Genomic DNA, 22,515 nt, shown 5'->3' with positions numbered 1-22,515 from the left:
GAGGAAGATTCAGGTGTCGAACCCGTCGAAAGTGACTAAAGCAGAGGAGTTCGAGCCACGCATTGTGGCTTTCCTGTGTAAATGGTGTTCGTCCGCCGGCAGCGATCTGGCCGGTGTGTCGCGTATTCAATATTCGGCAAACGCCACACCCATCACCATTCCCTGTTCGGGATCTGTGTCGCCCATGTTTATCCTCTCCGCCTTCAACAAAGGGGCGGACGGCGTACTGATTTCCGGTTGCCATCCAGGTGACTGTCACTACATGGAAGGAAACTACCTGGCCCGCCGCAAACTTTATCTGGTAAAGGAGTTGCTCCAGTTTATCGGCCTTGAGTCAGAGCGCTTCCGCATGTCTTGGGTCTCGGCCGCCGAGGGGGCAAAATTTGCAGAAGTGGTCGACGAATTTGTTGAGGATCTTCGCGTATTGGGTCCCCAGAACCGATTGAAGGCGAAGCGCTGATGGTCAACGTAGAAGAGATTCGGGACTATGCCGCCAATCTGCTGGGGAAGGGAGAGGTCAAGTCGGTGTTGGGTTTTCGACGTGGCTCAGCAAGCGCCTTTGCCGAACCCTGCACTATAACCGATGTCGGAGAGGCTGCTTCCCTGGTTTGGGATCCCACCTGCCTGAATAATCTGACGCTCTATCTTGTCAAAGACCACAAACAGCAGGCGGCAGCCAAAACCCCCGACAACCGTCCTGTTGGTATCGTCGCCAAGGGTTGCGACAGCCGCGCCATCGGCGTTTTGCTGCAGGAGAACTATTTCAAACGTGAAGATGTGGTGGTCATCGGTGTCTCCTGCGAAGGCACAGGCGTCGTCGATCCGAGGAAACTGTCCGCCAAGCTGAAAGGCAGGACGGCGAGCCGGGTCTCATTTTACGGCGCCGACGGTATCAATGTCAGGGTGTACGGCGAAGAAACTGAAACCGTCATACCCGCACAAGAGGTTTTGGCCGACCGCTGCCTTGAATGCCGAGCGGCCATTCCAACGCTGAATGACATCGTTTTTGGCGAGGCGGTTGGAGCTCGCGAATTTGACGAGCCCTTCCACGCGGCCAAGGCAGCGGAGAGCCTCTCTGCGGACGAGCGCTGGGCGACCTGGGAGCACCATTTTGATCGCTGTCTGCGCTGTTTCGCCTGTCGCGCAGTTTGTCCCATGTGCTACTGCCCTGAGTGCGTGGTCGACAGCACCACATTCGTGGTCACGCTGGGAACCAGCGCCGAGGAGAAGGCCAACCGCATCCGCTGGTGCGAACGTTCGGCAAACACCTCTGAGAGCGCTGTCTATCACTTAACCCGGGCCATTCACCTGGCCGGCCGTTGTATCGATTGTGGCGAATGCGAGCGGGTCTGCCCGGTCAATATCCCGCTACGTCTGCTCAATACCAAACTTGAAAAAGAGGCATTCGAGATGTTCGAGTACCAGGCGGGACACGATATCGAACAGGCCTCACTGCTGTCGTCCTTCCGGGACGAAGATCCCAATAGTTTTATCAGGTAGCTCCCATGGAAAAGATCCTTAACCAGGAAAAACTCAGGGAGTGGGTCGATATGCTCGACGACTGCGAGGTATACGCTCCCGCCTTTGCCGACTCGGTCTGGAATTACGCCAGGGTCGAGGCAGGCACCGATATCGACCTCTCTCACACCAACACCATCGGCTCCGTCAAGGAGTTCGTCTTCCCCCAACGTGAGGTCTTCTTCCGTTTCGAAAAGAAGGACGGCGTTCCGGTGCTGACCGCGACCCTGCCCGATCCAAAACCCACGGTAGTGTTCGGTGTACGACCCTGCGATGGCAGGGGCATGCCCCGCAATGACACGGTGTTCAATAAAGAGTTCGAAGACCCCTATTACTGGGCGAGACGGGACAAGCTGACCCTGGTCGGTCTGGCCTGCAACCAGCCTCACTCCCCCAACTGCTTCTGTCAATCGGTTGGCGGTTCGCCACACTCCGAGGACGGTCTCGACATTCTGATGACCGACCTGGGCGACCGGTTCCATGTCAAGGGAATCACGGTGAAGGGAGTGGAGGCCATGGAACGGGGCCGCGACGCCTTCGGTGCGGTTCGCGACGGTGACCAGGCCGAGACCGAGAAGGTTCACGATACCTCACGCAGTCATCCCCAGCGTCCCCTTGGTAATCTGGACGCCATTCCCGAGGCAATCCGCGAGAGCTTCGACTCTCCGCTGTGGGCCGATATGGCACAGCATTGCATCGGTTGCGGCATCTGCACCTTCCTCTGTCCGACCTGTCACTGCTTCGACATCAACGACGAAGTGATTAGCCCGACTACTGGGGAGGGCGAGCGGGTGAGAACCTGGGACAACTGTCAGTTCCCAGACTTCACCATGCACACATCGGGACATAATCCCAGGGCAGACCTTGGTTCCCGTCTGCGGCAACGGGTCAGCCACAAATTTCTCTACTTCGTCGAAAACCATAAAACTCAGCAGTGCACGGGCTGCGGTCGCTGTATTACGGAGTGCCCGGTCGGAATCGACATTGTCGCGGTCTTGGAGAGAGTAAGCCAATCATGACGGACAACATCTATCTTCCAAAGATTGGACGCATCGTCGGTATCGATGAGGAGACCCAGGGCGCCAGGGCAATCAAGACCTTCAAGGTCGAATTCCCGAACGACGACGGTTTCGAGCACGACTGCGGTCAGTGCGCCATGCTGTCGATGTTCGGCAAAGGCGAATCGATGATATCAATCGCCTCTTCGCCGCTGGTCAAAGAGTACAAGCAGTTCAGCATCATGAAGATGGGGCGAGTCACCTCGGCCTTTCACGCTGCCAAAATCGGCGACTTCATCGGTATCCGCGGCCCCTACGGCAACCAGTTTCCCCTGGATGACTGGAAGGGCCGGGATCTGGTCTTCATCGGCGGCGGCGTCGGCCTGGCCCCGATCTGGCCGGTGATCCAGACAGCAGTGGCGCGACGTGAGGACTTCGGTAAGATCACCGTTTTCTACGGTGCCCGCTCCTCCAGCGACATCATGTACGAGACCGATTTTGAGAAGCTCAAGGCGTCTGCCGAAGTGCAACTCTCAGTCGATGCTCCCGAGGAGGACTGGCAGGGTTATACGGGTTTTGTTCCAGCCAACCTGATGGACAAGGCGCCGTCACCCGATAACGCCATTGCTATTACCTGTGGCCCACCGATCATGATAAAGTTTGTCATCCAGAATCTGCAGGCATTGGGCTTTGCGGACGAACAGATCTACACCACCATCGAAAACAAGATGAAGTGTGGCGTCGGCAAATGCGGACGTTGCAACGTGGGTAAGGACTATGTCTGTGTAAAGGGCCCAGTCTATTCCTGGTCTGAGCTAAGGAGCCTGCCGCAAGAATACTAATTATCGCGTAGCTTTTCACCGCTGAGAAATCGTGGATTTATCCGCGACTTTCTGTGCCGAGGTCAGCTAAATGCTTATGAAACAATATATTAGAGCGTTAAGGGGACAGATGTAATGAACATCACTGGGATGCGTCACGGCGCAAAACTCCTGGATATTGTCGGTTTTCCTCGGTCCGAGGTGCTGGGTCCGGAGGCAAGCGATCAAGAGATTAAGGGCCTTATCGAACGATGCGGCGAAGTCTTCGTCAAGCCAATCTTCAAAGGCGGTGTCGGCAAGAAGGGTAAGCATGGCCTGCTGGGCAGGGCGAAAGACCTGAGCAGCGCCATGAAGGAGAAGGAGCGGCTCTATTTTGCCGAGCACTTCCACAACAATACCCTGAGCAAGGCCGAAGGCGTTACCTTTGAGGGCGCGGTGCCGGCTGCTTGTGAAGTCTATTTCTCCATTACCGACAATACCGAATTCCGAGCGCCGACCATCACCATTACCCATCATGGCGGCGTCGATATTGAAGAGTTGCCCCCGGAAAAGATCACCAGCATCCCATTCGATCCGCTTACCGGATTGAAAGGTTTTGTCATCTCCAACGCCCTGAAACGCCTTGGCGCCCCCAGTGAACTGATCAGCCCCCTGGTGCAGAACCTGCCCAAGCTCTGGGATCTCTACCACAACTACGGCATGACCACACTGGAGTTGAACCCGATACGCATGATGCCCAACAAGAAGGGGCGCCTGGTTCCAGTGGCCTGTGACTTCAAGTGTGGCTTCGACGATGATGATCCAAACGTCGCCCGCCTGGGTCTGCCGGATGACCTTGATACCTCCAGCTACTCCGACTTCGAGCAGGAGGTAAACTCACTGCGCACCTATCAGGGTCAGTCCGACGTATTCGTGATCAATGAAGCGGGCACCATCTCCGCCATGACATTCGGCGGCGGCGCCAACGCCCTGGTGACTGAGTTGCTGGGTGACGCGGCCACCATCTCATCTGACTTTGGTGGTAACCCCCCCTACGCCAAGATGCACGACATCAGCCGTATCGTATACAAATATTGGCTGGAGCAGACCAACGTGCTCTTCATCATTGGCGGTAAAGCCAACAATACCGATATTTACGAGACCTTCCGCGCCATGGCGGATGCGTTGCGGGATCACTTCAATGCCCATGGTCCGCAACCACTCTACGTGGTGGTGGGACGTGGCGGTCCCAACCTGATACGCGGTATGGGCTATATGCAGGATACCCTGGACTCCCTGGGTCTCCCCTATCAGATGTTCGGTTTCGACTCCGCCATGAGCGAGGTGGTCAACTTCGCACAAGCTGCCGATGAGTGGATGAAAAACGGTGGCCGTGAAATCGTGGCCAAGAAGATGGGTATCGAAGGATAACGGCTCTTCGCAGCCCTGATTTATATCTGTAACCAAGAATTTCCTAGCGTGGCCCAATGAGCAGGCCATGCAAGATTGAGGGAGCCCAATTATGCATCCGCAAGGTGTAGCTGCTTTTCCCCACTACTATGTGGGAGTCAACTCTCTGACAGAACTGGCCACGAAAGATGACCGGATCTGCGTACTTAACATCACCGGCGGCGAGAGCCGTACCGTAACCCCGGTGAGCCACTCCTATTCAGGTGGCAATATCGTCTGTGGCACCGCGCCCGGGCGCTCCGGTTCCAAGATGAATACCTCCACCGGTGATATCCCGGTCTATGACAATGTGGCCGAGGCGGTGGATGACGGCCAGGAATTCAACGTGGTGGTAGTCTACCTGCCGCCCTCCGGTGTGCGCGACGGCGTGCTCGAAGCGGTGCGGGTCAACCCCAATCTGACGAAGATCGTCATACTCACCGAGAAGGTGCCGGTACGTGACGCCCGCATCATCCGCGCCATCGGTCAGATGCACGGCATCGATATCTTCGGCGGCAATTGCCTGGGTCTGGCTGACGCCCACAACCATGTTCGTATCGGCGGCGCCTTGGGTGGCAGCGCACCGGAGGAGTCACTACTCCCCGGATCTGTGGCCATCTACTCCAACTCCGGCAACTTCACCACCACCATTGCGGTCTACCTGGCGACCGGCGGTTGGGGCACTACGGTCTCCTTCTCATCCGGTAAGGATGTCTATATCCACTACGCCGCACAGGAGTGGACCCACGCATTCCACAACGATGATCGTTCCAAGTCTGCGGTGATGTATATCGAGCCAGGTGGCTACTACGAGCATGATCTCGAATTCGACAAGCCGGTGGTTGCCTGTATCGTGGGCCGCTGGAAGGCGAAGCTGACCAAGGCATGCGGACATGCCGGCGCTATCGCCGGTACTGGTGATAACGCCAACGCCAAGGAAGAGTGGTTCATGGAGAAGTTTGGCGTGGACGCCATCTTCACCCCGGAAAATCCGGTCTGCTCCGAGAAGGGCGCCGTGGTGGTCAACATATCCCATATCCCGGAAGCCATGACCGCCGTGATGGCGAAACAGGGCGCCAAGCCCGATTTCGACTCGGTGGGTGACCTTTCCCTCAAGTGCTGGTTCAGCAACGCCCAAGGCATCGATCTCCCGGATCACCTGAATCCGCCGGTCGTAGAGGCTATGGCCCCCTACGATGCGCAGATTAGTGGATTGGGCGAACAAGTGGGCACGGTCATGCCGCGCCAGACCATGAAGGACGCCTCCGGCGCCTCCATGATGGACCCCAAGACTCAGGTGACCAAGATCCACGGCACCAGCGTACTGGAGGCCTCCACCCACTCCTTCGAGGAGAATCTGGTTCAGAGTCTGATCCGCGAATACCCGGATGAGAACGGCGCTGCTTTGGCCAATGTCGCCCTGAATACATTCGTCAACCAGAGCGGCAAGGTGGGGCTGGCCGCTGCTGACGCCTCCCGTGAGGCTGGCAACAGTCCCAATACTGCACTCTCTGCGGCAGTCGCCATGGTGGGGCCAAAACTGGTAGAGCAGGCATGCACTGTCACCACTGCGCTGGTAGAGTTGTTCAAGAAAAGCGGTCTGGAGGATCCGGCAGACGTGGGATTCGATTTCAGCACCCAACTGGAAGCTGCGGACGCCGGGGTATTCCTCACCGACTACTCGGGTCGCTGTAACGTCGCCATGTTGGAGGCAATCGAGGCCCGCGGCGCCAAATCAGTATTCATCGACTTCCTCAAGACCCTGGAACAGAAGGGTGGCGGCAAACTGAGCTGCAGCGTGCTGGTCGCTGCCATCACCACCCATCTGGCCTGGAAGGCACTGATGCGCAAGCGTCTATCGGTTACCACCGTCAGTAATATGCCCTGGCACTTCCGGGTATTCAGCACCCTGATCGGCTCAGCCGCAAGTGCAGAGAACCAGGAGAGGCACAGCTTCAGCGGCGTAGCCAACAAAGAGCTTATGAGCAGCTGGAGCTTTACCGAGACCGCCCATCTGGCCCTGCTCGGTAATCGCCCGGATATAGAGGCGCTCTACGCCTTTTCCGTCCTGCTTGGTCTGATCATCACCAACGGTCCTGGCACCATCTCCGCCCAGGGGGCAAAGGGCGCGGTAAGCGCCGATGGCCCCGAGGCCCCGGAACGGGTTCAGGTCAACAAGAGCTATATCGGCTTTCTGACTCACACAGGTTACGCCCACGGCGGCAACGGTTTTGAGGCTATCGCCTTCCTGCTGGACCGCTTCCGTGATTCTGGTCTGAGCAGTCCCGGCGACTCCGACCACGGCATGGATCTGGCCGCCATGGCCACCGACTACGCCAAGGAGTACAAGGCGTACAAGACCAAGGCCAAGGCGGTAGGCAATCTCTCCTACGCCAAGATTCCCTGCGTGAACCACCCGGTCTTCAAGGGCGAAGATATCAACTACGATCCCCGCGAGGTGTTCGTCAACGATCTGTTCAAGGAGCGCGGCAACTATAACGTCTTCCACGAGTTCTACCATGAACTGGTCAACGCCCTGTACAAGACCGGCGTCAGCCGCAACGTCTACTGCGTCAACGTGGACGCCGTGATCGCAGTGATTCTGCTGAAGATGCTGTGGCAGCCTTACGCGAATGGGGAGATCAGCGATTCGACCATGGAATCGGCTGCCTTCACCACCTTCCTGTTTGGTCGTATGATCGGTTCAGCAGCAGAGATTGATGACCACACCAATCGTGGGCGGAATATGGACACACGGACAGCGGCATCCCGCTGCTCCTACGTATCGTAGCTAACAGTTTGACGAAGCAGTTCAACCTGAATCCTGCAAGCAGTTGCAGGATTCAGGTGCAAATTTACTGAGGAAGAAACATGACAGAACAGACATCAACGATTGTTTGGACAAAAACAGATGAAGCACCCGCGCTGGCGACCTACTCTTTTCTGCCTATCGTCAAGGCATTCACAGCAGGGACCGGCATCAATGTCGAAACGAGGGATATCTCTCTCGCAGGCAGGATTATCGCGAACTTTCCCGAAAATCTGACCGACGACCAAAAACAATCCGATGATCTGGCCATACTGGGTGATCTGGCGAAGAAACCGGAAGCCAATATCATAAAACTGCCAAATATCAGCGCCTCGATCCCACAGCTGAAGGCCGCGCTCAAGGAGCTTCAGGAGTTGGGCTATAACCTCCCGGACTATCCTGAGAATCCGAAGGATGACGCCGAGAAGGAGATCAAGACCCGATACGCCAAGGTCCTGGGCAGTGCCGTCAACCCTGTTTTGCGAGAAGGCAACTCCGACCGCAGAGCGCCGGGGGCAGTAAAGAATTATGCGAAGCAGAACCCGCACTCCATGGGCGCCTGGAGTTCGGACTCGAAATCCCATGTCGCCACCATGAGCAGTGGGGATTTCTGCGCCAACGAGAAATCCGTGACCATGGCCGAGGCAACCGATATAAAAATCGAGTTTGTCGCTAACGACGGAAGCACCACCGTTCTGAAGGAGAGCGTACCGCTGGAAGCCGGTGAGGTGGTTGACGCAACTTTCATGAGCAAAAATGCCCTGACCAAATTTCTCGGGGAGCAGGTGCAAGACGCCAAACAGCAGGGCATACTCTTCTCGCTGCATATGAAAGCGACCATGATGAAGGTTTCAGACCCTGTTATTTTTGGTCACTGCGTAAAGGTCTTCTATAAAGACGTCATCGAGAAACACGCGGATGTTATTGCCGACCTCGGCGTTGATTTCAATAATGGTCTCGGCGACCTTTATGCCAAGATCGAAAATCTGCCGGCAGACAAAAAAGCCGTGATCGAAGCGGATATCCAGGCGCTGTACGCAGACCGTCCCGCGCTAGCAATGGTAAACTCCGACAAGGGCATCACCAATCTGCATGTACCCAGTGATGTGATTATCGACGCCTCCATGCCCGCCGCAATTCGTACCTCGGGCCGGATGTGGAACGCTGATGGCGAACTGCAAGACACCAAGTTCATCATCCCCGACCACAGCTACGCACCACTCTACCAGGCTACCATTGATAACTGCATCGCTAATGGCGCGCTGGATCCTGCCACCATGGGCACCGTCCCCAATGTGGGTCTGATGGCGAAAAAGGCTGAAGAGTACGGTTCGCACCCCACAACCTTCGAGGCACCAGGCGATGGCACTATCCGCGTCGTGGCTGCCGATGGAAGCACTATCCATGAGCATGATGTCGAAGAGGGTGATATCTGGCGCATGGTCGCGGTAAAAGACGCCCCTATCCAGGACTGGGTGAAGTTGGCGGTAACCCGCGCCAGGGCAACTGGTTGGCCTGCAATTTTCTGGCTTGATGAAGACCGGGCACATCATATTGAGTTGAAGAAAAAGGTTGATAGATATCTGCAGGACCACGACACCACTGGTCTGGATATTCGCATCATGGGCGTTTATGACGCAGCGAAACTCTCCGTTGAGCGTATGAGGGCAGGTGAAGACACCATCTCGGTAACCGGCAACGTACTGCGCGACTACAACACCGATCTCTACCCGATCCTCGAAGTGGGCACCAGCGCAAAGATGCTCTCCATCGTACCGCTGATGAATGGCGGTGGACTGTTCGAGACAGGTGCGGGTGGATCTGCGCCAAAACATGTTCAGCAGATCAGGCAAGAGGGACACCTGCGGTGGGATTCCCTAGGCGAGTTTCTTGCACTTGCTGCATCCATGGAGCATCTGAGCATTGCATTCGACAATGACAAGGCAAAGGTGTTGGCGGATACCCTTGATCAGGCTACGGGCAAGTTCCTGAACAACGACAAGTCGCCCTCCCGCAAAGTCAATGAACTGGATAACCGGGGAAGTCATTTCTACCTTGCCATGTATTGGGCTGAGGCACTGGCAGAACAGACCGCAGATGCTGAACTGAAGGCGCGTTTCGCCCCACTGGCGAAGCAGCTTGAAGAGAATGAGACTGCGATCGCCGATGAGCTGATTGCTGCACAGGGCCAGCCCGTTGACTTGGGCGCTTACTTTGCTCCGGATGCGGAAAAAACGCTAAAAGCCATGCGGCCCAGCGCAACCTTCAACGCTGCATTGGACGCGCTTGGTTGAGTGAACCATAGTGGGAGAGCGGAGACGCACTCCCACTTTTTACCTGTTTGGTGTTGTGGTCGGGTGCAATGATCCTTTGGAGATAGCATATGGTCGATATCGATAATCAAATGGTTGAGTTAATCAAAGAGTCCATCAAGCTGGAAATAAGCGGCAAGGGTTTTTATGAACGTGCTGCTGTTGTAACCGAAGACGAACTTGGAAAAGCCATGTTCAAACGGCTTGCCGTAGAAGAGGATGGCCACCTCGCAGTTTTGGAGGGAATTTTCACCTCCATCACTGGCGGCGAAGATTGGCGGGAAATTGCCGACAGCGAGATGCAGAAGCAAGGACCGGCACCGGTTGTCGAGCAGCTGGAAGCGGCCATAGCCAAACGGGGAAAGGATGGCAAACACGCCAACGGCGCCGAAGCGCTCAAGATAGCGATGGAGATGGAAAGAAAGGCGATCCGTTTTTTCGAAGATCTGGTCAACAAGGCGGCTAACCCCAAGGTACGTGAGTTGGCGGAATCCCTCGCTGATGAGGAGAGGTTTCATTATGATCTACTCCAGACACAGCACGACAGCGTATTGAATATGGGTTACTGGATCGATTCCACCGATATTAGAATGGATAGCAAATTTTGACCTGGATACCCGTCAACTGTAACCGTTGAGTTCTCCCCTCCTCCGCCCCGTTATTCCTCTGAATTAAAGAGCTGAAGGGGTATTGGCCAAGACTGGAACTGAGCGACTACATAATGAGAGACAGAGATCATGAGCTTCGAATTTAATGCCGATGAAGTCTTCGAGATGGCCGAGCAAATCGAGAGAAACGGTGCGGAGTTTTACCGTGAGGCTGCCGGGACCGTTATCGGTGACCCTGCAGGCAGAGACTTTCTCATCGAGCTTGCCCGGATGGAAGAGGAGCATGAGGATGTTTTTTCGGACATACGGAAGTCCCTGACGGATGAACAGCGAAAGTCGACCGTTGCTGATCTCAATAACGAGGCCATCGGCTACTTGCGCTCGCTTGCGGATACCCGGGTTTTTTTCCAGAAAGAGATAGATACCTCCTCTATGGAGGAGATCCTGAAGGCGGCGATAATGACCGAGAAGGATTCGATCGCATTCTACCTGGGAATGAAAGAAATGGTCCCGGAGAGAGGCGGTAAGGACAAAATCGAGCAGATCATCCAAGAGGAAATGAGCCATATCCGCCTCCTGAGCCAAGAGCTCATTACACGCAGGAGTGGACTCGCTGGGTAGAGTGTGGAGGGGTGATGTCAGGTAGTGGCCAGTACCCTGGCTCAGGAGGCCTTGGGGTTGCACCACATCCTTTTTTTGCCAAATCCAACCCATCCATCGTAATCTTGCTCATGGTATTCTCCTCTCATGTTGATGGTTGTAAAAATGTCCATCATGGCGCATCACGACGCAGTGTTTAGACGGGTGAGAAGAGCATCTCATCGAGATAATTCCCAGGATCCACTCACCGGGATCTATCGGAATCGACACCATTGGCGCTGAATCAGAAATAATCAACGTGAATCAAATTAACGAACTCCTAAGGAGGAGCTAAATGAAGCCTTTGAATTTGACGGAAAAAATCCTGCTTGACCACTTGGTGGATGGAAATGAGCTGCCGGCGCCTGGCACCGTGATCAAGATCAGGGTGGACGAGGCCTTCACTCAGGACGCCACCGGCACCATGTGCATGCTGCAGCTGGAGGCGATGGGCGTCAATCGAGTCAAGCCGCTCTCCGTCAACTTCGTCGACCACAGCATGTTGCAGGTCGGGTTTCGTAATCCGGACGACCACGAATATCTGAAGACCGTGGCCCAGAAGCTGGGCATAGTCTACTCTCCGGCAGGCACCGGCATCTGCCACTTTCTGAACATAGAGAACTTCGTCAAGCCAGGCATGACTGGCGTTGGCGCAGACAGTCATACCGTGAACGCCGGCGGCTGTGGCGCCATCTTCATGGGTGCCGGCGGTTATGACGTAGCCCTGGCTATGGCCACCGGCGAGTACAGTATGCCCATGCCCAAAGTGGTCAAAGTCAACCTCACCGGTTCGATACAGCCCGGCGTAATGGCCATGGACGTCATCCTCAAGATGCTGGAGATCAATGGCGTCAAGGGCGGTAAGGGCACCATCTTCGAATACGCCGGACCGGGCGTTGCCAGTCTCTCCCTCACCGAACGCGCCACCATCACCAATATGGGTGCCGAGATGGGTGCGACCACATCCATCTTCCCCAGCGACGAACGCACCCAGGCATTTCTTGTGGAACGTGGACGCGGTCAGGACTACCAGCCGTTGGCAGCTGATGAAGGCGCGGAATACGAGCACGTCATCGATATCGACCTCTCCGCCCTGGAGCCGCTGATCGCCATCTACCCCTCTCCCGGCAACGTGGAGAAAGTATCGGACCACGCCGGAACCACCATCAACCAGGTCTCCGTGGGCAGTTGCACCAACAGCTCTTTTGAGAACATCGCCTCCTTCGCCGAGCTACTGAAAGGCAAGCGTGTCTCTGTGGACACCCTGCTCTATCCCGGTTCCCGTTCCGTGGCCATGCAACTGGCCGAGTCCGGTTACATGACCTCACTGCTCCACTCCGGAGTACGTATCCAGGATAACGGCTGCGGCGCCTGTATCGGGCAAGGCGGGTCCCCGGTGAGCAAGGGCATCTCCCTGCGCACCTTCAACCGCAACTTCCCCAAGCGCTCCGGCACCGCTGACGCTGAGGTTCATCTGGTCAGCCCATTGGTGGCGGCAGCCAGCGCCATCACCGGCGAGATCACGATCCCTCAAGGGGATGTAGAGATCAAGCAAACGCCGGCGATCCTGGATACGGAATCCTTCATCATGCCCCTGCCCCTGGAAGAGGCGGAGAAGGTAGAGGTCACCCGCGGCCCCAACATCATGGCCCTGCCGAATTTCGACCCGCTGCCCGACACCCTGAAAGGCGAGGTTCTACTGAAGCTGGGGGACAACATCAGCACCGATGACATCCAGCCCGCCGGCACCTTTCTACCGTTGCGCTCCAACGTCAAAGAGTACGCCATGCAAGCCACCTTCAACCAGGTGGACCCAAGCTTCTCAACCCGTGCCTGCGAACACCGCGATGCAGGCGGTCACGGCATTATCGTCGGCGGCGAGAACTACGGTCAGGGCAGTTCCCGCGAGCATGCGGCGCTCTGCCCCCGCTGGCTGGGGGTTCGCGCCGTGGTGGTCTCCCAGTTTGCCCGTATTCATGTGGCCAACCTGGTCAACTTCGGTATCGTGCCCCTGACCTTCGCCAACGAGGCGGACTACGAGAAGATCAACCAGGGTGACACAGTCTCCATCGATGTCTCCAACCTTGAAGGGGATCTTTTTCTGGAGGTCAACGGCGAGCAGATCCCGTTGAACCCGGCCTTCGAACCTGGTGACGTGGAACCCCTGAAGGCCGGCGGCTCACTGCCCCTGTTCAAATCAACCTATAAAGGCTAAGCAATCATGGCAATGAAGATTGGTATCCCGAAAGAGTGCCACGAAGGGGAGCAGCGGGTTGCTGCAACCCCCGAGACTGCTGAGCGGCTGCAGAAGCTGGGCTTCTCGGTGGCCATCCAAGCGGGTGCCGGGGCTGAGGCAAACTTCAGCGACGATGCCTTCCGTGAGGCGGGTGTTGAGATCGTGGAGGAGGCCAAGACCCTATGGGCCGAGTCCGATATCGTGCTCAAGGTGCGCGCCCCGGATGTCGACTGCCAAGTCTGCCGGGACGAGACCGAACTGTTGCGCGAAGGCGGCACCCTCATCAGCTTCATCTGGCCGGCCCAGAACGAGGAGCTGATGCAGAAGCTGGCCGCACGAAAAGCCACAGTACTGGCCATGGACAGTGTTCCCCGCATCTCCCGTGCACAGAAGCTGGACGCACTCAGCTCCATGGCCAACATCGCCGGCTACCGTGCAGTGGTGGAGGCAGCCAATCAGTTTGGCCGCTTCTTCACCGGTCAGGTGACCGCTGCTGGCAAGGTGCCACCAGCCAAGATCCTGGTCATCGGTGCCGGTGTCGCGGGTCTGGCGGCCATTGGCGCAGCCGGCTCCATGGGCGCCGTGGTACGCGCCTTCGATACCCGCCCTGAGGTCAAGGAGCAGGTGGAGAGCATGGGCGCCGAGTTCCTGATGCTGGAATTCAAGGAGGAGGAGGACGGGTCTCCGGGCACAGGTTATGCCAAGACCATGAGCAAGGAGTTCATTGAGGCGGAGATGAAGCTGTTTGCCGAGCAGGCAATGGATGTGGACATCATCATCACTACCGCCCTGATCCCTGGCAGACCTGCCCCTGAGCTGATCACTTCCGGTATGGTCGAATCGATGAAGGACGGTAGCGTCATCGTCGATCTGGCCGCCGAACAGGGCGGTAACTGCGCCCTGACGGAACCGGGCGGGGTAACCGTCAGACATGGTGTCACCATCATAGGCTACACAGATTTGCCCAGTCGTCTGGCTACGCAGTCGAGCCAGCTATACGGCACCAACCTGCGCCACCTGCTGACAGATCTGACCCCCGGAAAGGACGGTGAGATCGTGGTGGACATGGAGGACGATGTTATCCGCGGCGCCACTGTAATCAAGGATGGCGAGATCACCTGGCCACCACCACAGATCAAGGTCTCTGCGGCCCCTGCCGCAAAACCGGCAACTGCGGCCCCGCCGCAGCCGGTGGAAGAAGAGGTAAAAAAGAGTGGCTGGGCCGGTGCCATCGGCCTTGCCGTCGGTGGGGTATTGCTGGCCGCTCTGGGCCAAGTGTCTCCACCGGAATTCCTGTCACACCTCACCGTGTTCGTTTTGGCCTGTTTCATCGGCTATATGGTGATCTGGAACGTCACCCCCGCCCTGCATACACCCCTGATGTCCGTGACAAACGCCATCAGCGGCATTATCGTCATTGGCGCTTTGCTGCAGATCTCCAGTTCGAGCGGGCTGGTGGTAATACTGGCATTCATCGCCATCCTGATCGCAACCATCAACATCGCCGGCGGCTTCTGGGTCACCCAGCGTATGTTGAAGATGTTCCAGAAGTAGAGGTTTGATAGATGACTTCAGGTATGCAAACAGCTTTTTACGTCGTTTCCGCCATCCTTTTCATTCTGGCTCTGGGTGGTTTGAGTAACCCGGAAACAGCCCGGCGTGGCAACGCCTACGGTATTACCGGCATGGCCTTGGCCTTGATCGCCACCATCTTCATGGGTGATCAGGTTCACGGCGATGGTTACACCTGGCTGGCAGCGGCCATGATCATCGGCGCCGGCGTCGGTCTCTTCCTCGCCATTAAGGTGCAGATGACCGAGATGCCGGAACTTGTGGCCATGCTCCACAGCTTTGTCGGTATGGCTGCGGTACTGGTAGGTTTCGCCGGCTATTTCGGTCCGTCGGAAGACCCGGCTCACGCCCTCACCGGCGCGGCATCGATCATTCACGAAATTGAGATCTACATCGGCGTTCTGATCGGCGCGATCACCTTCACAGGTTCCGTGGTCGCCTTTGGCAAGCTCAAGGGGATTATCACCAGTAAACCACTGATGCTGCCGGCGCGTCACTGGCTCAATCTTAGTCTGGGTCTTGTCAGTATCTATCTGGCGACGATTTTTGTCGGTGGCGAGCACAGTAATGCGGCGATTACCGCACTGGTCATCATGACCTTTATCGCCTTTGTCTTCGGCGTGCATATGGTGATGGCCATCGGCGGCGCAGACATGCCGGTAGTTGTCTCCATGCTCAACAGCTACTCGGGTTGGGCGGCGGCGGCCACAGGTTTCATGCTGAACAATGACCTGCTGATCGTCACCGGAGCATTGGTGGGTTCCAGCGGCGCCATCCTCTCCTACATTATGTGTCGCGCCATGAACCGCAAGTTCCTGGCGGTAATTGCCGGAGGCTTCGGTACAGCAGGTGGTACGGTGGCTTCGTCTGGCGATGGCGAACAGCAGGAGTACTCCCCGGAGACTTCCGCCGATGAAACGGCCGAGATGCTGAACAATGCCAAGGAGGTGGTCATAGTACCCGGCTACGGCATGGCAGTGGCTCAGGCTCAGCACACCATCAACGATATCACCCGCAAACTGCGCGCCAAGGATATCAACGTGCGTTTCGCCATCCATCCGGTTGCAGGCCGCATGCCGGGCCACATGAACGTGTTGTTGGCTGAGGCCAAAGTACCCTACGACATAGTACTGGAGATGGATGAAATCAACGAGGATCTTCCGAAGGTAGATGTGGTGCTGGTGATCGGTGCCAACGACATCGTCAACCCCAGCGCCCTGGACGACCCCAACAGCCCCATCGCCGGCATGCCGGTACTGGAGGTCTGGAATGCAAGCTCCGTGGTGGTGATGAAGCGAGGCAGGGGCGTCGGTTATGCCGGCGTGGACAACCCGCTGTTCTTCAGGGACAACACCCGCATGCTCTATGGTGACGCCAAGGCAAGTGTCGATGCCATCATGGGCAATATCTAGGAGGCTGTCGAAAACCCGATAGCCTCCTAAGCCTATGGATATCCCTTTAGCCCTCTCCTCAAAATTTTCAGGGAGAGGGCTTTATAAAGCTGAGTTGAGCAGCTTGCCTGCTCAAACGAAACTTATGCCCGTGGGTATAAAGGGATAAAGCGGCACATCAGTGCGCCGGATAGACGACTGTTTCAGAAATTGAATCTTCTCAAAGAATCCACTCTGCTCTAATTAAGGAGAATCTCATGGCCAAAGCCCCTGTTCGAGTTGCCGTTACCGGCGCCGGAGGCCAGATCGGTTACGCACTGCTGTTCCGTATCGCCGCCGGTGAGATGCTGGGCAAGGATCAGCCTGTCATTCTGCAATTGCTGGAAGTACCGCACGAGCGTGCACAGCAGGCCCTTAAGGGCGTCATGATGGAACTGGAGGACTGCGCGTTCCCCTTACTGGCGGATATGTTCGGCACTGATGACCCCAAAACAGCCTTCAAGGACGCCGACTATGCCTTGCTGGTTGGCGCCATGCCACGTGGCCCCGGCATGGAGCGCAAGGATCTGTTGCTGAAAAACGCCACGATCTTTCTTGGGCAGGGCAGAGCTTTGGATGAGGTGGCGTCCCGTGACATCCATGTGACCATCGTCGGTAATCCCGCCAACACCAACGGCCTGATCACCATGAACGCAGCAAAGAGCCTGCAGCGGGAAAATTTCAGTTCGATGATGCGCCTGGACCTCCATCGGGCTATCTCCATGCTCGCTGGAAAGACCGGCGAGCCGGTGGACTCCGTGGAGCGAATGGCGCTTTGGGGCAACCACTCTCCAGCAATGTATCCCGACATCCGCTTCGCTACCATCGCGGGTCAGAAAGCATCGGCGCGAATCGACGAGACATGGTACAGAGACGAGTTTATTCCCAATGTCGGCAAGCGGGGAGCCGCCGTCATCGCGGCTCGCGGCCTCTCCTCTGCCGCATCGGCCGCTAACGCCATCATCGCCCACAATCGTGACTGGGCGCTGGGTTCATCTGGACGCTGGGTGTCCATGGGAGTCGCCTCTGATGGTTCTTACGGCATCCCAGAAGGCCTGTTTTACGGTATGCCCTGCACTTGCGACCAAGGTAAATGGAAGGTGGTTAAGGGTCTCGACATCGATCCCTTTTCCCGCCAGATGATGGATCGGTCACTGGCCGAGCTTCAAGCAGAGCGCGACGCCGTCAGGCATCTATTCAACTGAAGAGGATAACCCGGTTACGACGCTGATTCAGACCCACGAGAATGGCTTCCAGCGCATTCTGGAGCTTCTTGCTCAGTGAATTCTCAAATATTGATCCCCGCCGCCAGCGGACTGAGTATTAAATTGTAGCGGCGCTCTCACCGCGAAAACTCTGTAGATGGGGAAATCGCGGCGGGGAATCAAACCCAAAAAGATTGTGATTCCCAATACTGCACTACTTAGCGACTGCTCGTCCGAAAACACTGTTTCAACAACGAAGCATAATAAGAAGTTTCAATATTAATCATTACCTTACCTTGTCACTTTTGTTTTCTTTGTGGCTAGAATTACAACGTTCGCGATTTTAACCCTACTGTCTCCACCCTACTCGCTTATACCGCATAACCCTCACCCTGGCAGTAGTGCTTTTGCCAAAGCATCTACATTGGTTGGTATATGGGCCTATCGCAGTTAATTACATAACCTTCCTATTAATTCTACTTTGTCAGATTAGATCTATAAGTAACTCACTGAATAATATAAAATATATGCTGTGAATTTCTTGGCAATCATCGTAAGGAAGAGCATCAAATGACAAGCACCAAGGTCATTTGAATTACCTGATACGCGCATAAGTAGAATCGATCGCATAGCGGAGCGATTCCAACGTTTCCAGTACCGCTTTGAATCCCATTTTCGAAGCAAGACGAGGTCGGTGTTTCAACCGGTCACACACTATCTCAAAGGCCTGATGCAAGCGCAGAGAAAGAACATGGAACGCATGGAAGAGGTGGTTGCAGGCGCAGATGATCAGCGTCTCCAGCATATGCTCACCGAGTCCCCGTGGGATCATCGTGCGGTGTTAGACCAAGTGGCGCTGGAAGCCGATCAATGGCTGGGTGGAACCGCGGATACCTGTCTGTTGCTCGATGAGAGTGGCCTTGCCAAGAAGGGTAAACATTCAGTGGGGGTTAAACGCCAATGGAATGGCCGCCAGGGCAAGGTGGATAACTGCCAGGTTGGTGTATTCGCAGCACTGGGTAAAGGGCACTTGTCCACGCTGATAGATGAACGTCTCTATCTACCCAAAGAGTGGGTATCGAACCCGGCTCGCTGTCGCAAGGCGGGTATCCCGGAAGTTGAACGGAAACATCAAAGCAAGTCAGAGTTGGCGCTGGAGATGGTGCGTCATCAGAGGACGCTTGGCCTGCGTTTTGCCTGGGTGGGTGCAGATGGGGGATACGGGAAGGATCCGGCTTTTCTGAGGGGTTTGGAGGCGATGGGTGAAACCTTTGTGGTGGACATCCACAAAGACCAACAGGTCTACCTGGAAGATCCACAGCCGTTCATACCGGAGAGCACGACAACGCGCGGTCGTCGTCGAAGTCGTCTGCAAGCCCAGGCAGCCCGTCTGCGCGTTGACCAGTGGCTCAATGAGCAACGGGACAGCGAGTGGCAGCAAGTGGTATTACGGGATAGCAGCAAGGGCAAACTGCGCGTCGAGATCCTGCATCATCGGGTTTGGCTTTGGGATGGAAAAGAAGCCCAGGCACATCAATGGCACCTGATTGTACGACGAGAGGTCAATTCACCGGAGACGATTAAATACACCTTGTCGAATGCACCGGAAGAAACGCCATCCCATTGTCTTGCAAAGATGCAGGCGCAGCGGTTCTGGGTTGAGCGTTCGTTCCAGGATGGTAAGAGTGAATCAGGTCTTGCTGATTATCAGGCCCGTAAATGGAAATCCTGGCATCACCATATGGCCTTGGTCATGATGGCGATGTTATTCATGCTCGAAGAGCGAATTGTGCAAAAAGATGATCACCCCTTACTCAGTTGTTCAGACATCGAATCGCTATTGCGTGCCTTCCTGCCACGGCGAGATATTGAACGCGATGAAATACTACGGCAAATGACGAAACGGCATCGTAAACGACAAGCGGCTATCGACTCCCAATATCGAAAACAGACGCTGGAACAGTCGGTTGCCGGGTGATGGAATCTGACAAAGTAGAATTAAGCGTTATCACCTGCTGAAAAGTTTGTGTTTAACGATGGCTCCAATGTTCAGGCATGTTGGAGAAAGCTGATGGGATACGGAGATTGGGATTAATCTGCTCCCATCAGTCGAAGCTCAATATACTCTGCCGTGATCGTAAGACACCAGGTCTGATCGGTAGAGTGTTCCAAGTACCGGAACTTCTTGGATTTGCGCCTGCAACACCAACTGCCAAGGCCAAGATCACTATGCGATCACATAAAAAGATGAAGTTATCCATATTGGGCACACGCGGCATCCCAGCCAATCACGGCGGCTTTGAAACCTTTGCCGAGAGGCTCGCACTCTATCTCACCGAACGTGGGTGGGAAGTAACGGTCTATTGCCAGTTGGATGGTGCCGGCCCGACCTACGAAGATACATGGAAAGGCGTTAGACGGGTGAATATCCCCGTCAAGCTGAATGGCGCGGTCGGCACAATATTGTTCGACTGGAAGTCAACACTGCATGCTTCCGGCGAGGATTCTCTCAAACTGACACTGGGTTACAACACTGCTGTATTTTCTCTCCTCTACCGCCTGAGAGGGAGAACAAATCTGTTCAATATGGACGGAATCGAATGGAAGCGCCCGAAATGGTCGCTGCCTGAAAAGATTTGGCTGATGATGAACGAGGTGTGCGGCTGCTATCTGGGTAACCACCTGATCGCGGATCATCCTGGTATCAAACGTCACCTCGAAACCCGGGTCTCCAGTGAGAAGATCTCGGTACTACTCTACGGTAGCGACGCGCTTAAAAATGCCTCCAGGGAGATGCTGGACCGGTTTGGGGTCGAACCGGGAAAGTATGCCCTTCTGGTCGCCCGGCCGGAACCGGAAAACTCGATCCTGGAAACGGTACGCGCCTTTTCCGCATCGGCGTCGGGTATGAAACTGGTAGTGCTTGGAAACTACTATCCGGATGGCATTCCCTATCATAAAGCCGTCCTGGATGCGGCCGGCGACCAGGTTATCTTTCCGGGGGCCGTCTACGAGCCGGAAGTGATTAATGCGTTGCGCTTCTACTGCGGATTCTATATCCATGGCCACACTGTTGGCGGAACCAATCCCTCACTGGTGGAGGCGCTGGGGGCCAAATCCCCGGTACTGGCCCATGATAACCAGTTCAATCGTTGGGTAGCAGGGGATGGAGCAGTCTATTTCCGTAACGAGGCGGAATGCCGCGACCATATTACAGGTCTGGTCGGTGACCAGGAGAAACTGAAAGAGATGGCAACATCGAGCCGTCTGCGCCATCAGGAGGCATTCACCTGGCCTTCGGTCCTCGGCGCCTACGAGAGTCTACTTCGATCCTGGGCGTATGGTCCGGCATCCAAATCGTCTTCAGTACCATCCACGGCCCAATGGGTGGAACCTTTGCCGAAGCATGAAGAATCGTAGACTGGGGTTAGAGTCAAATTTGCCTGTCCTATGGGTTTTAAGTGTAATTTAACAGGCAAATTTGACTCCATGACTGCCATTCTTCCCTTCCCGCAACCCGTCTGTGCGGGAAAAACCTGCACTACCCACAAGCACTCCAGTCAATCTTACCAAAGACAGTAAACTCAACGAGAGTGATAAGGGAATCCCGGCCGATCAGAAATGTCTGCATATACCAAAATTGCGCTTGAAATCATAAGATCTAAAATCCGGATCGATAATAGTACTTGTGATATGGATTTGTTACGCTGACCTTAACGTCGGCCAGAAAAGATTGAGACAACAGGCCGGCTCGCAATAGGGCATCAATAATAACTTGTGGGCATTTGGATCACTGAAATGCGAAACATTCAGACATTCGGATTACTGGCAGTCATTCTACACATTGGCGGATGCGCAATAGCGCCAGGTATGCATATGCAGGATTCGACGGGGGGGAGCACTGTCAGTGTGCCCGTTCTTTCCTCTGATGGAGAATACACCCAGGAAAAGCTGAACATACATGAAATCACCGGCGAACTGATAGTCGAACAGGAAACGCTTCTCTATCCGCAGCTGACAGGTTCAGCGTCACCCGAACAACCGGAATACCAGTACCACATCGGGCCTGGCGATGTCCTCAATATCACTGTGTGGGACCACCCGGAGCTAACCATTCCTGCCGGACAGTTTCGCGATGCGAAGACAGCCGGCACATTAGTCGGACCGGACGGGACGATCTTTTATCCCTACGCAGGAAAAATCGACGTCAAGGGCCTGACCGTCGAAGAGATCCGGGATGCGTTGACCAGGAAACTATCCCACTTCATCGAGAATATTCAACTCGACGTGAGGGTTGCTGACTACCGAAGCCAGCGCGTCTACGTGGTCGGCGAGGTCAACAACCCAGGTATCTATCCGGTGACCGATGTGCCGATGACCGCACTGGAAGCGATCAACCGGGCCGGTGGTTTTACGTTGGATTCCGACCGTCGTCAACTAACGTTGACGCGCCAGGGCGAGACCTACCGTGTCGACATGTTGGCCCTGTACGAGAATGGAGATGCTTCGCGCAATCTCCTTCTGCAGCACGGTAATGTGCTCTACGTTCCCGATCGGATCAACAACAAGATCTTTGTTCTCGGTGAAGTACGCAACCCATCCTCCTATCTGATGAACAAGGGCCGCAAGACACTGGCCGAGGCACTTGCCGATGCAGGTGGCGTCGACCAGAACTCTTCAAATCCCGCGCGGGTCTATGTCATTCGCGGCAGTGACACTCCGAAGGTTTTTCATCTCAACGCGAGTTCGCCTGACGCGCTCATCCTGGCGGACAGGTTTCCATTGTTTCCACACGATGTTGTCTATGTGGACACTGCCGAGGTGGTGCGCTGGAATCGCGTAATGTCCCAGATCCTACCGACGATAAAGATTCTGGAGATGGCCAGCAGGACAGCTTTCCCTCTGTTTCAGGGTAATGGCAATTGAACGAATCCTGGAG

16 protein-coding genes are annotated in these 22,515 nt (G+C 55.6%); all 16 read left to right on the top strand.

Going from position 1 to position 22,515, the window contains the following annotated elements:
* Positions 1-13: 13 nt before the first annotated feature.
* Positions 14-460 (top strand): hydrogenase iron-sulfur subunit, encoded by a 447-nt coding sequence (locus HPY30_15560; protein QYZ67272.1) that lies wholly within the window; start codon positions 14-16, stop codon positions 458-460.
* Positions 460-1,500, top strand: coding sequence for a 4Fe-4S binding protein (locus HPY30_15555; GenBank protein QYZ67271.1), 1,041 nt, complete (start codon positions 460-462; stop codon positions 1,498-1,500). The genes HPY30_15560 and HPY30_15555 overlap by 1 nt, the downstream gene beginning before the upstream one ends.
* A 5-nt stretch (positions 1,501-1,505) precedes the next feature.
* Positions 1,506-2,537, top strand: coding sequence for a 4Fe-4S dicluster domain-containing protein (locus tag HPY30_15550; protein QYZ67270.1), 1,032 nt, complete (start codon positions 1,506-1,508; stop codon positions 2,535-2,537).
* Positions 2,534-3,358 carry an FAD/NAD(P)-binding protein gene (locus HPY30_15545; protein QYZ67269.1) on the top strand — a complete coding sequence of 275 codons (825 nt, stop codon included), beginning with the start codon at positions 2,534-2,536 and terminating at the stop codon, positions 3,356-3,358. The genes HPY30_15550 and HPY30_15545 overlap by 4 nt, the downstream gene beginning before the upstream one ends.
* Before the next feature lie 114 nt (positions 3,359-3,472).
* A complete protein-coding gene (locus HPY30_15540; GenBank protein ID QYZ67268.1) occupies positions 3,473-4,747 on the top strand; it encodes a carboxylate--amine ligase in 1,275 nt (424 codons plus the stop codon).
* Between the two features lie 91 nt (positions 4,748-4,838).
* Positions 4,839-7,556 (top strand): CoA-binding protein, encoded by a 2,718-nt coding sequence (locus HPY30_15535; protein QYZ67267.1) that lies wholly within the window; start codon positions 4,839-4,841, stop codon positions 7,554-7,556.
* An 80-nt stretch (positions 7,557-7,636) separates the two neighbouring features.
* On the top strand, positions 7,637-9,868 hold the full coding sequence (locus HPY30_15530) for an NADP-dependent isocitrate dehydrogenase (GenBank protein QYZ67266.1): 2,232 nt from the start codon (positions 7,637-7,639) through the stop codon (positions 9,866-9,868).
* Positions 9,869-9,957: 89 nt separating this feature from the next.
* Positions 9,958-10,494, top strand: coding sequence for a ferritin family protein (locus tag HPY30_15525; protein ID QYZ67265.1), 537 nt, complete (start codon positions 9,958-9,960; stop codon positions 10,492-10,494).
* A gap of 129 nt (positions 10,495-10,623) precedes the next feature.
* On the top strand, positions 10,624-11,115 hold the full coding sequence (locus HPY30_15520; protein ID QYZ67264.1) for a ferritin family protein: 492 nt from the start codon (positions 10,624-10,626) through the stop codon (positions 11,113-11,115).
* Between the two features lie 313 nt (positions 11,116-11,428).
* Entirely contained in the window at positions 11,429-13,348 is a 1,920-nt protein-coding gene (locus tag HPY30_15515) for an aconitate hydratase (protein QYZ67263.1), read from the top strand.
* Positions 13,349-13,360: 12 nt separating this feature from the next.
* A complete protein-coding gene (locus HPY30_15510; protein ID QYZ68082.1) occupies positions 13,361-14,923 on the top strand; it encodes a Re/Si-specific NAD(P)(+) transhydrogenase subunit alpha in 1,563 nt (520 codons plus the stop codon).
* Between the two features lie 11 nt (positions 14,924-14,934).
* The gene (gene pntB, locus HPY30_15505) at positions 14,935-16,353 is read left to right on the top strand and encodes a Re/Si-specific NAD(P)(+) transhydrogenase subunit beta (protein ID QYZ67262.1); all 1,419 of its coding nucleotides are present in this window, start codon (positions 14,935-14,937) and stop codon (positions 16,351-16,353) included.
* Positions 16,354-16,589: 236 nt separating this feature from the next.
* Positions 16,590-17,576 carry a malate dehydrogenase gene (locus HPY30_15500; protein QYZ67261.1) on the top strand — a complete coding sequence of 329 codons (987 nt, stop codon included), beginning with the start codon at positions 16,590-16,592 and terminating at the stop codon, positions 17,574-17,576.
* Positions 17,577-18,306: 730 nt separating this feature from the next.
* A complete protein-coding gene (locus tag HPY30_15495) occupies positions 18,307-19,554 on the top strand; it encodes an IS701 family transposase (GenBank protein ID QYZ67260.1) in 1,248 nt (415 codons plus the stop codon).
* 269 nt (positions 19,555-19,823) lie between these two features.
* Entirely contained in the window at positions 19,824-20,996 is a 1,173-nt protein-coding gene (locus tag HPY30_15490) for a DUF1972 domain-containing protein (GenBank protein ID QYZ67259.1), read from the top strand.
* Positions 20,997-21,374: 378 nt separating this feature from the next.
* Positions 21,375-22,502: a sugar transporter gene (locus tag HPY30_15485; GenBank protein ID QYZ67258.1), complete on the top strand. Its 1,128-nt coding sequence runs from the start codon at positions 21,375-21,377 to the stop codon at positions 22,500-22,502.
* Positions 22,503-22,515: the final 13 nt, after the last annotated feature.

The organism is Gammaproteobacteria bacterium (ex Lamellibrachia satsuma), from assembly GCA_019623805.1.
Taxonomy (GTDB): domain Bacteria; phylum Pseudomonadota; class Gammaproteobacteria; order Chromatiales; family Chromatiaceae; genus QGON01.
Note: the sequence above shows the minus strand (reverse complement) of the source record. Positions and strands in the feature narration are given on the sequence as shown.

Bases quoted from the DNA above. Each gene is read 5' to 3' on its own strand.
- HPY30_15500 (QYZ67261.1), top strand. From the start codon at position 16,590: ATGGCCAAAGCCCCTGTTCGAGTTGCCGTTACCGGCGCCGGAGGCCAG.
- HPY30_15495 (QYZ67260.1), top strand. From the start codon at position 18,307: ATGCAAGCGCAGAGAAAGAACATGGAACGCATGGAAGAGGTGGTTGCA.
- HPY30_15555 (QYZ67271.1), top strand. From the start codon at position 460: ATGGTCAACGTAGAAGAGATTCGGGACTATGCCGCCAATCTGCTGGGG.
- HPY30_15490 (QYZ67259.1), top strand. From the start codon at position 19,824: ATGAAGTTATCCATATTGGGCACACGCGGCATCCCAGCCAATCACGGC.
- HPY30_15485 (QYZ67258.1), top strand. From the start codon at position 21,375: ATGCGAAACATTCAGACATTCGGATTACTGGCAGTCATTCTACACATT.
- HPY30_15515 (QYZ67263.1), top strand. From the start codon at position 11,429: ATGAAGCCTTTGAATTTGACGGAAAAAATCCTGCTTGACCACTTGGTG.
- pntB (QYZ67262.1), top strand. From the start codon at position 14,935: ATGACTTCAGGTATGCAAACAGCTTTTTACGTCGTTTCCGCCATCCTT.
- HPY30_15520 (QYZ67264.1), top strand. From the start codon at position 10,624: ATGAGCTTCGAATTTAATGCCGATGAAGTCTTCGAGATGGCCGAGCAA.
- HPY30_15545 (QYZ67269.1), top strand. From the start codon at position 2,534: ATGACGGACAACATCTATCTTCCAAAGATTGGACGCATCGTCGGTATC.
- HPY30_15540 (QYZ67268.1), top strand. From the start codon at position 3,473: ATGAACATCACTGGGATGCGTCACGGCGCAAAACTCCTGGATATTGTC.
- HPY30_15510 (QYZ68082.1), top strand. From the start codon at position 13,361: ATGAAGATTGGTATCCCGAAAGAGTGCCACGAAGGGGAGCAGCGGGTT.
- HPY30_15535 (QYZ67267.1), top strand. From the start codon at position 4,839: ATGCATCCGCAAGGTGTAGCTGCTTTTCCCCACTACTATGTGGGAGTC.
- HPY30_15525 (QYZ67265.1), top strand. From the start codon at position 9,958: ATGGTCGATATCGATAATCAAATGGTTGAGTTAATCAAAGAGTCCATC.
- HPY30_15530 (QYZ67266.1), top strand. From the start codon at position 7,637: ATGACAGAACAGACATCAACGATTGTTTGGACAAAAACAGATGAAGCA.
- HPY30_15550 (QYZ67270.1), top strand. From the start codon at position 1,506: ATGGAAAAGATCCTTAACCAGGAAAAACTCAGGGAGTGGGTCGATATG.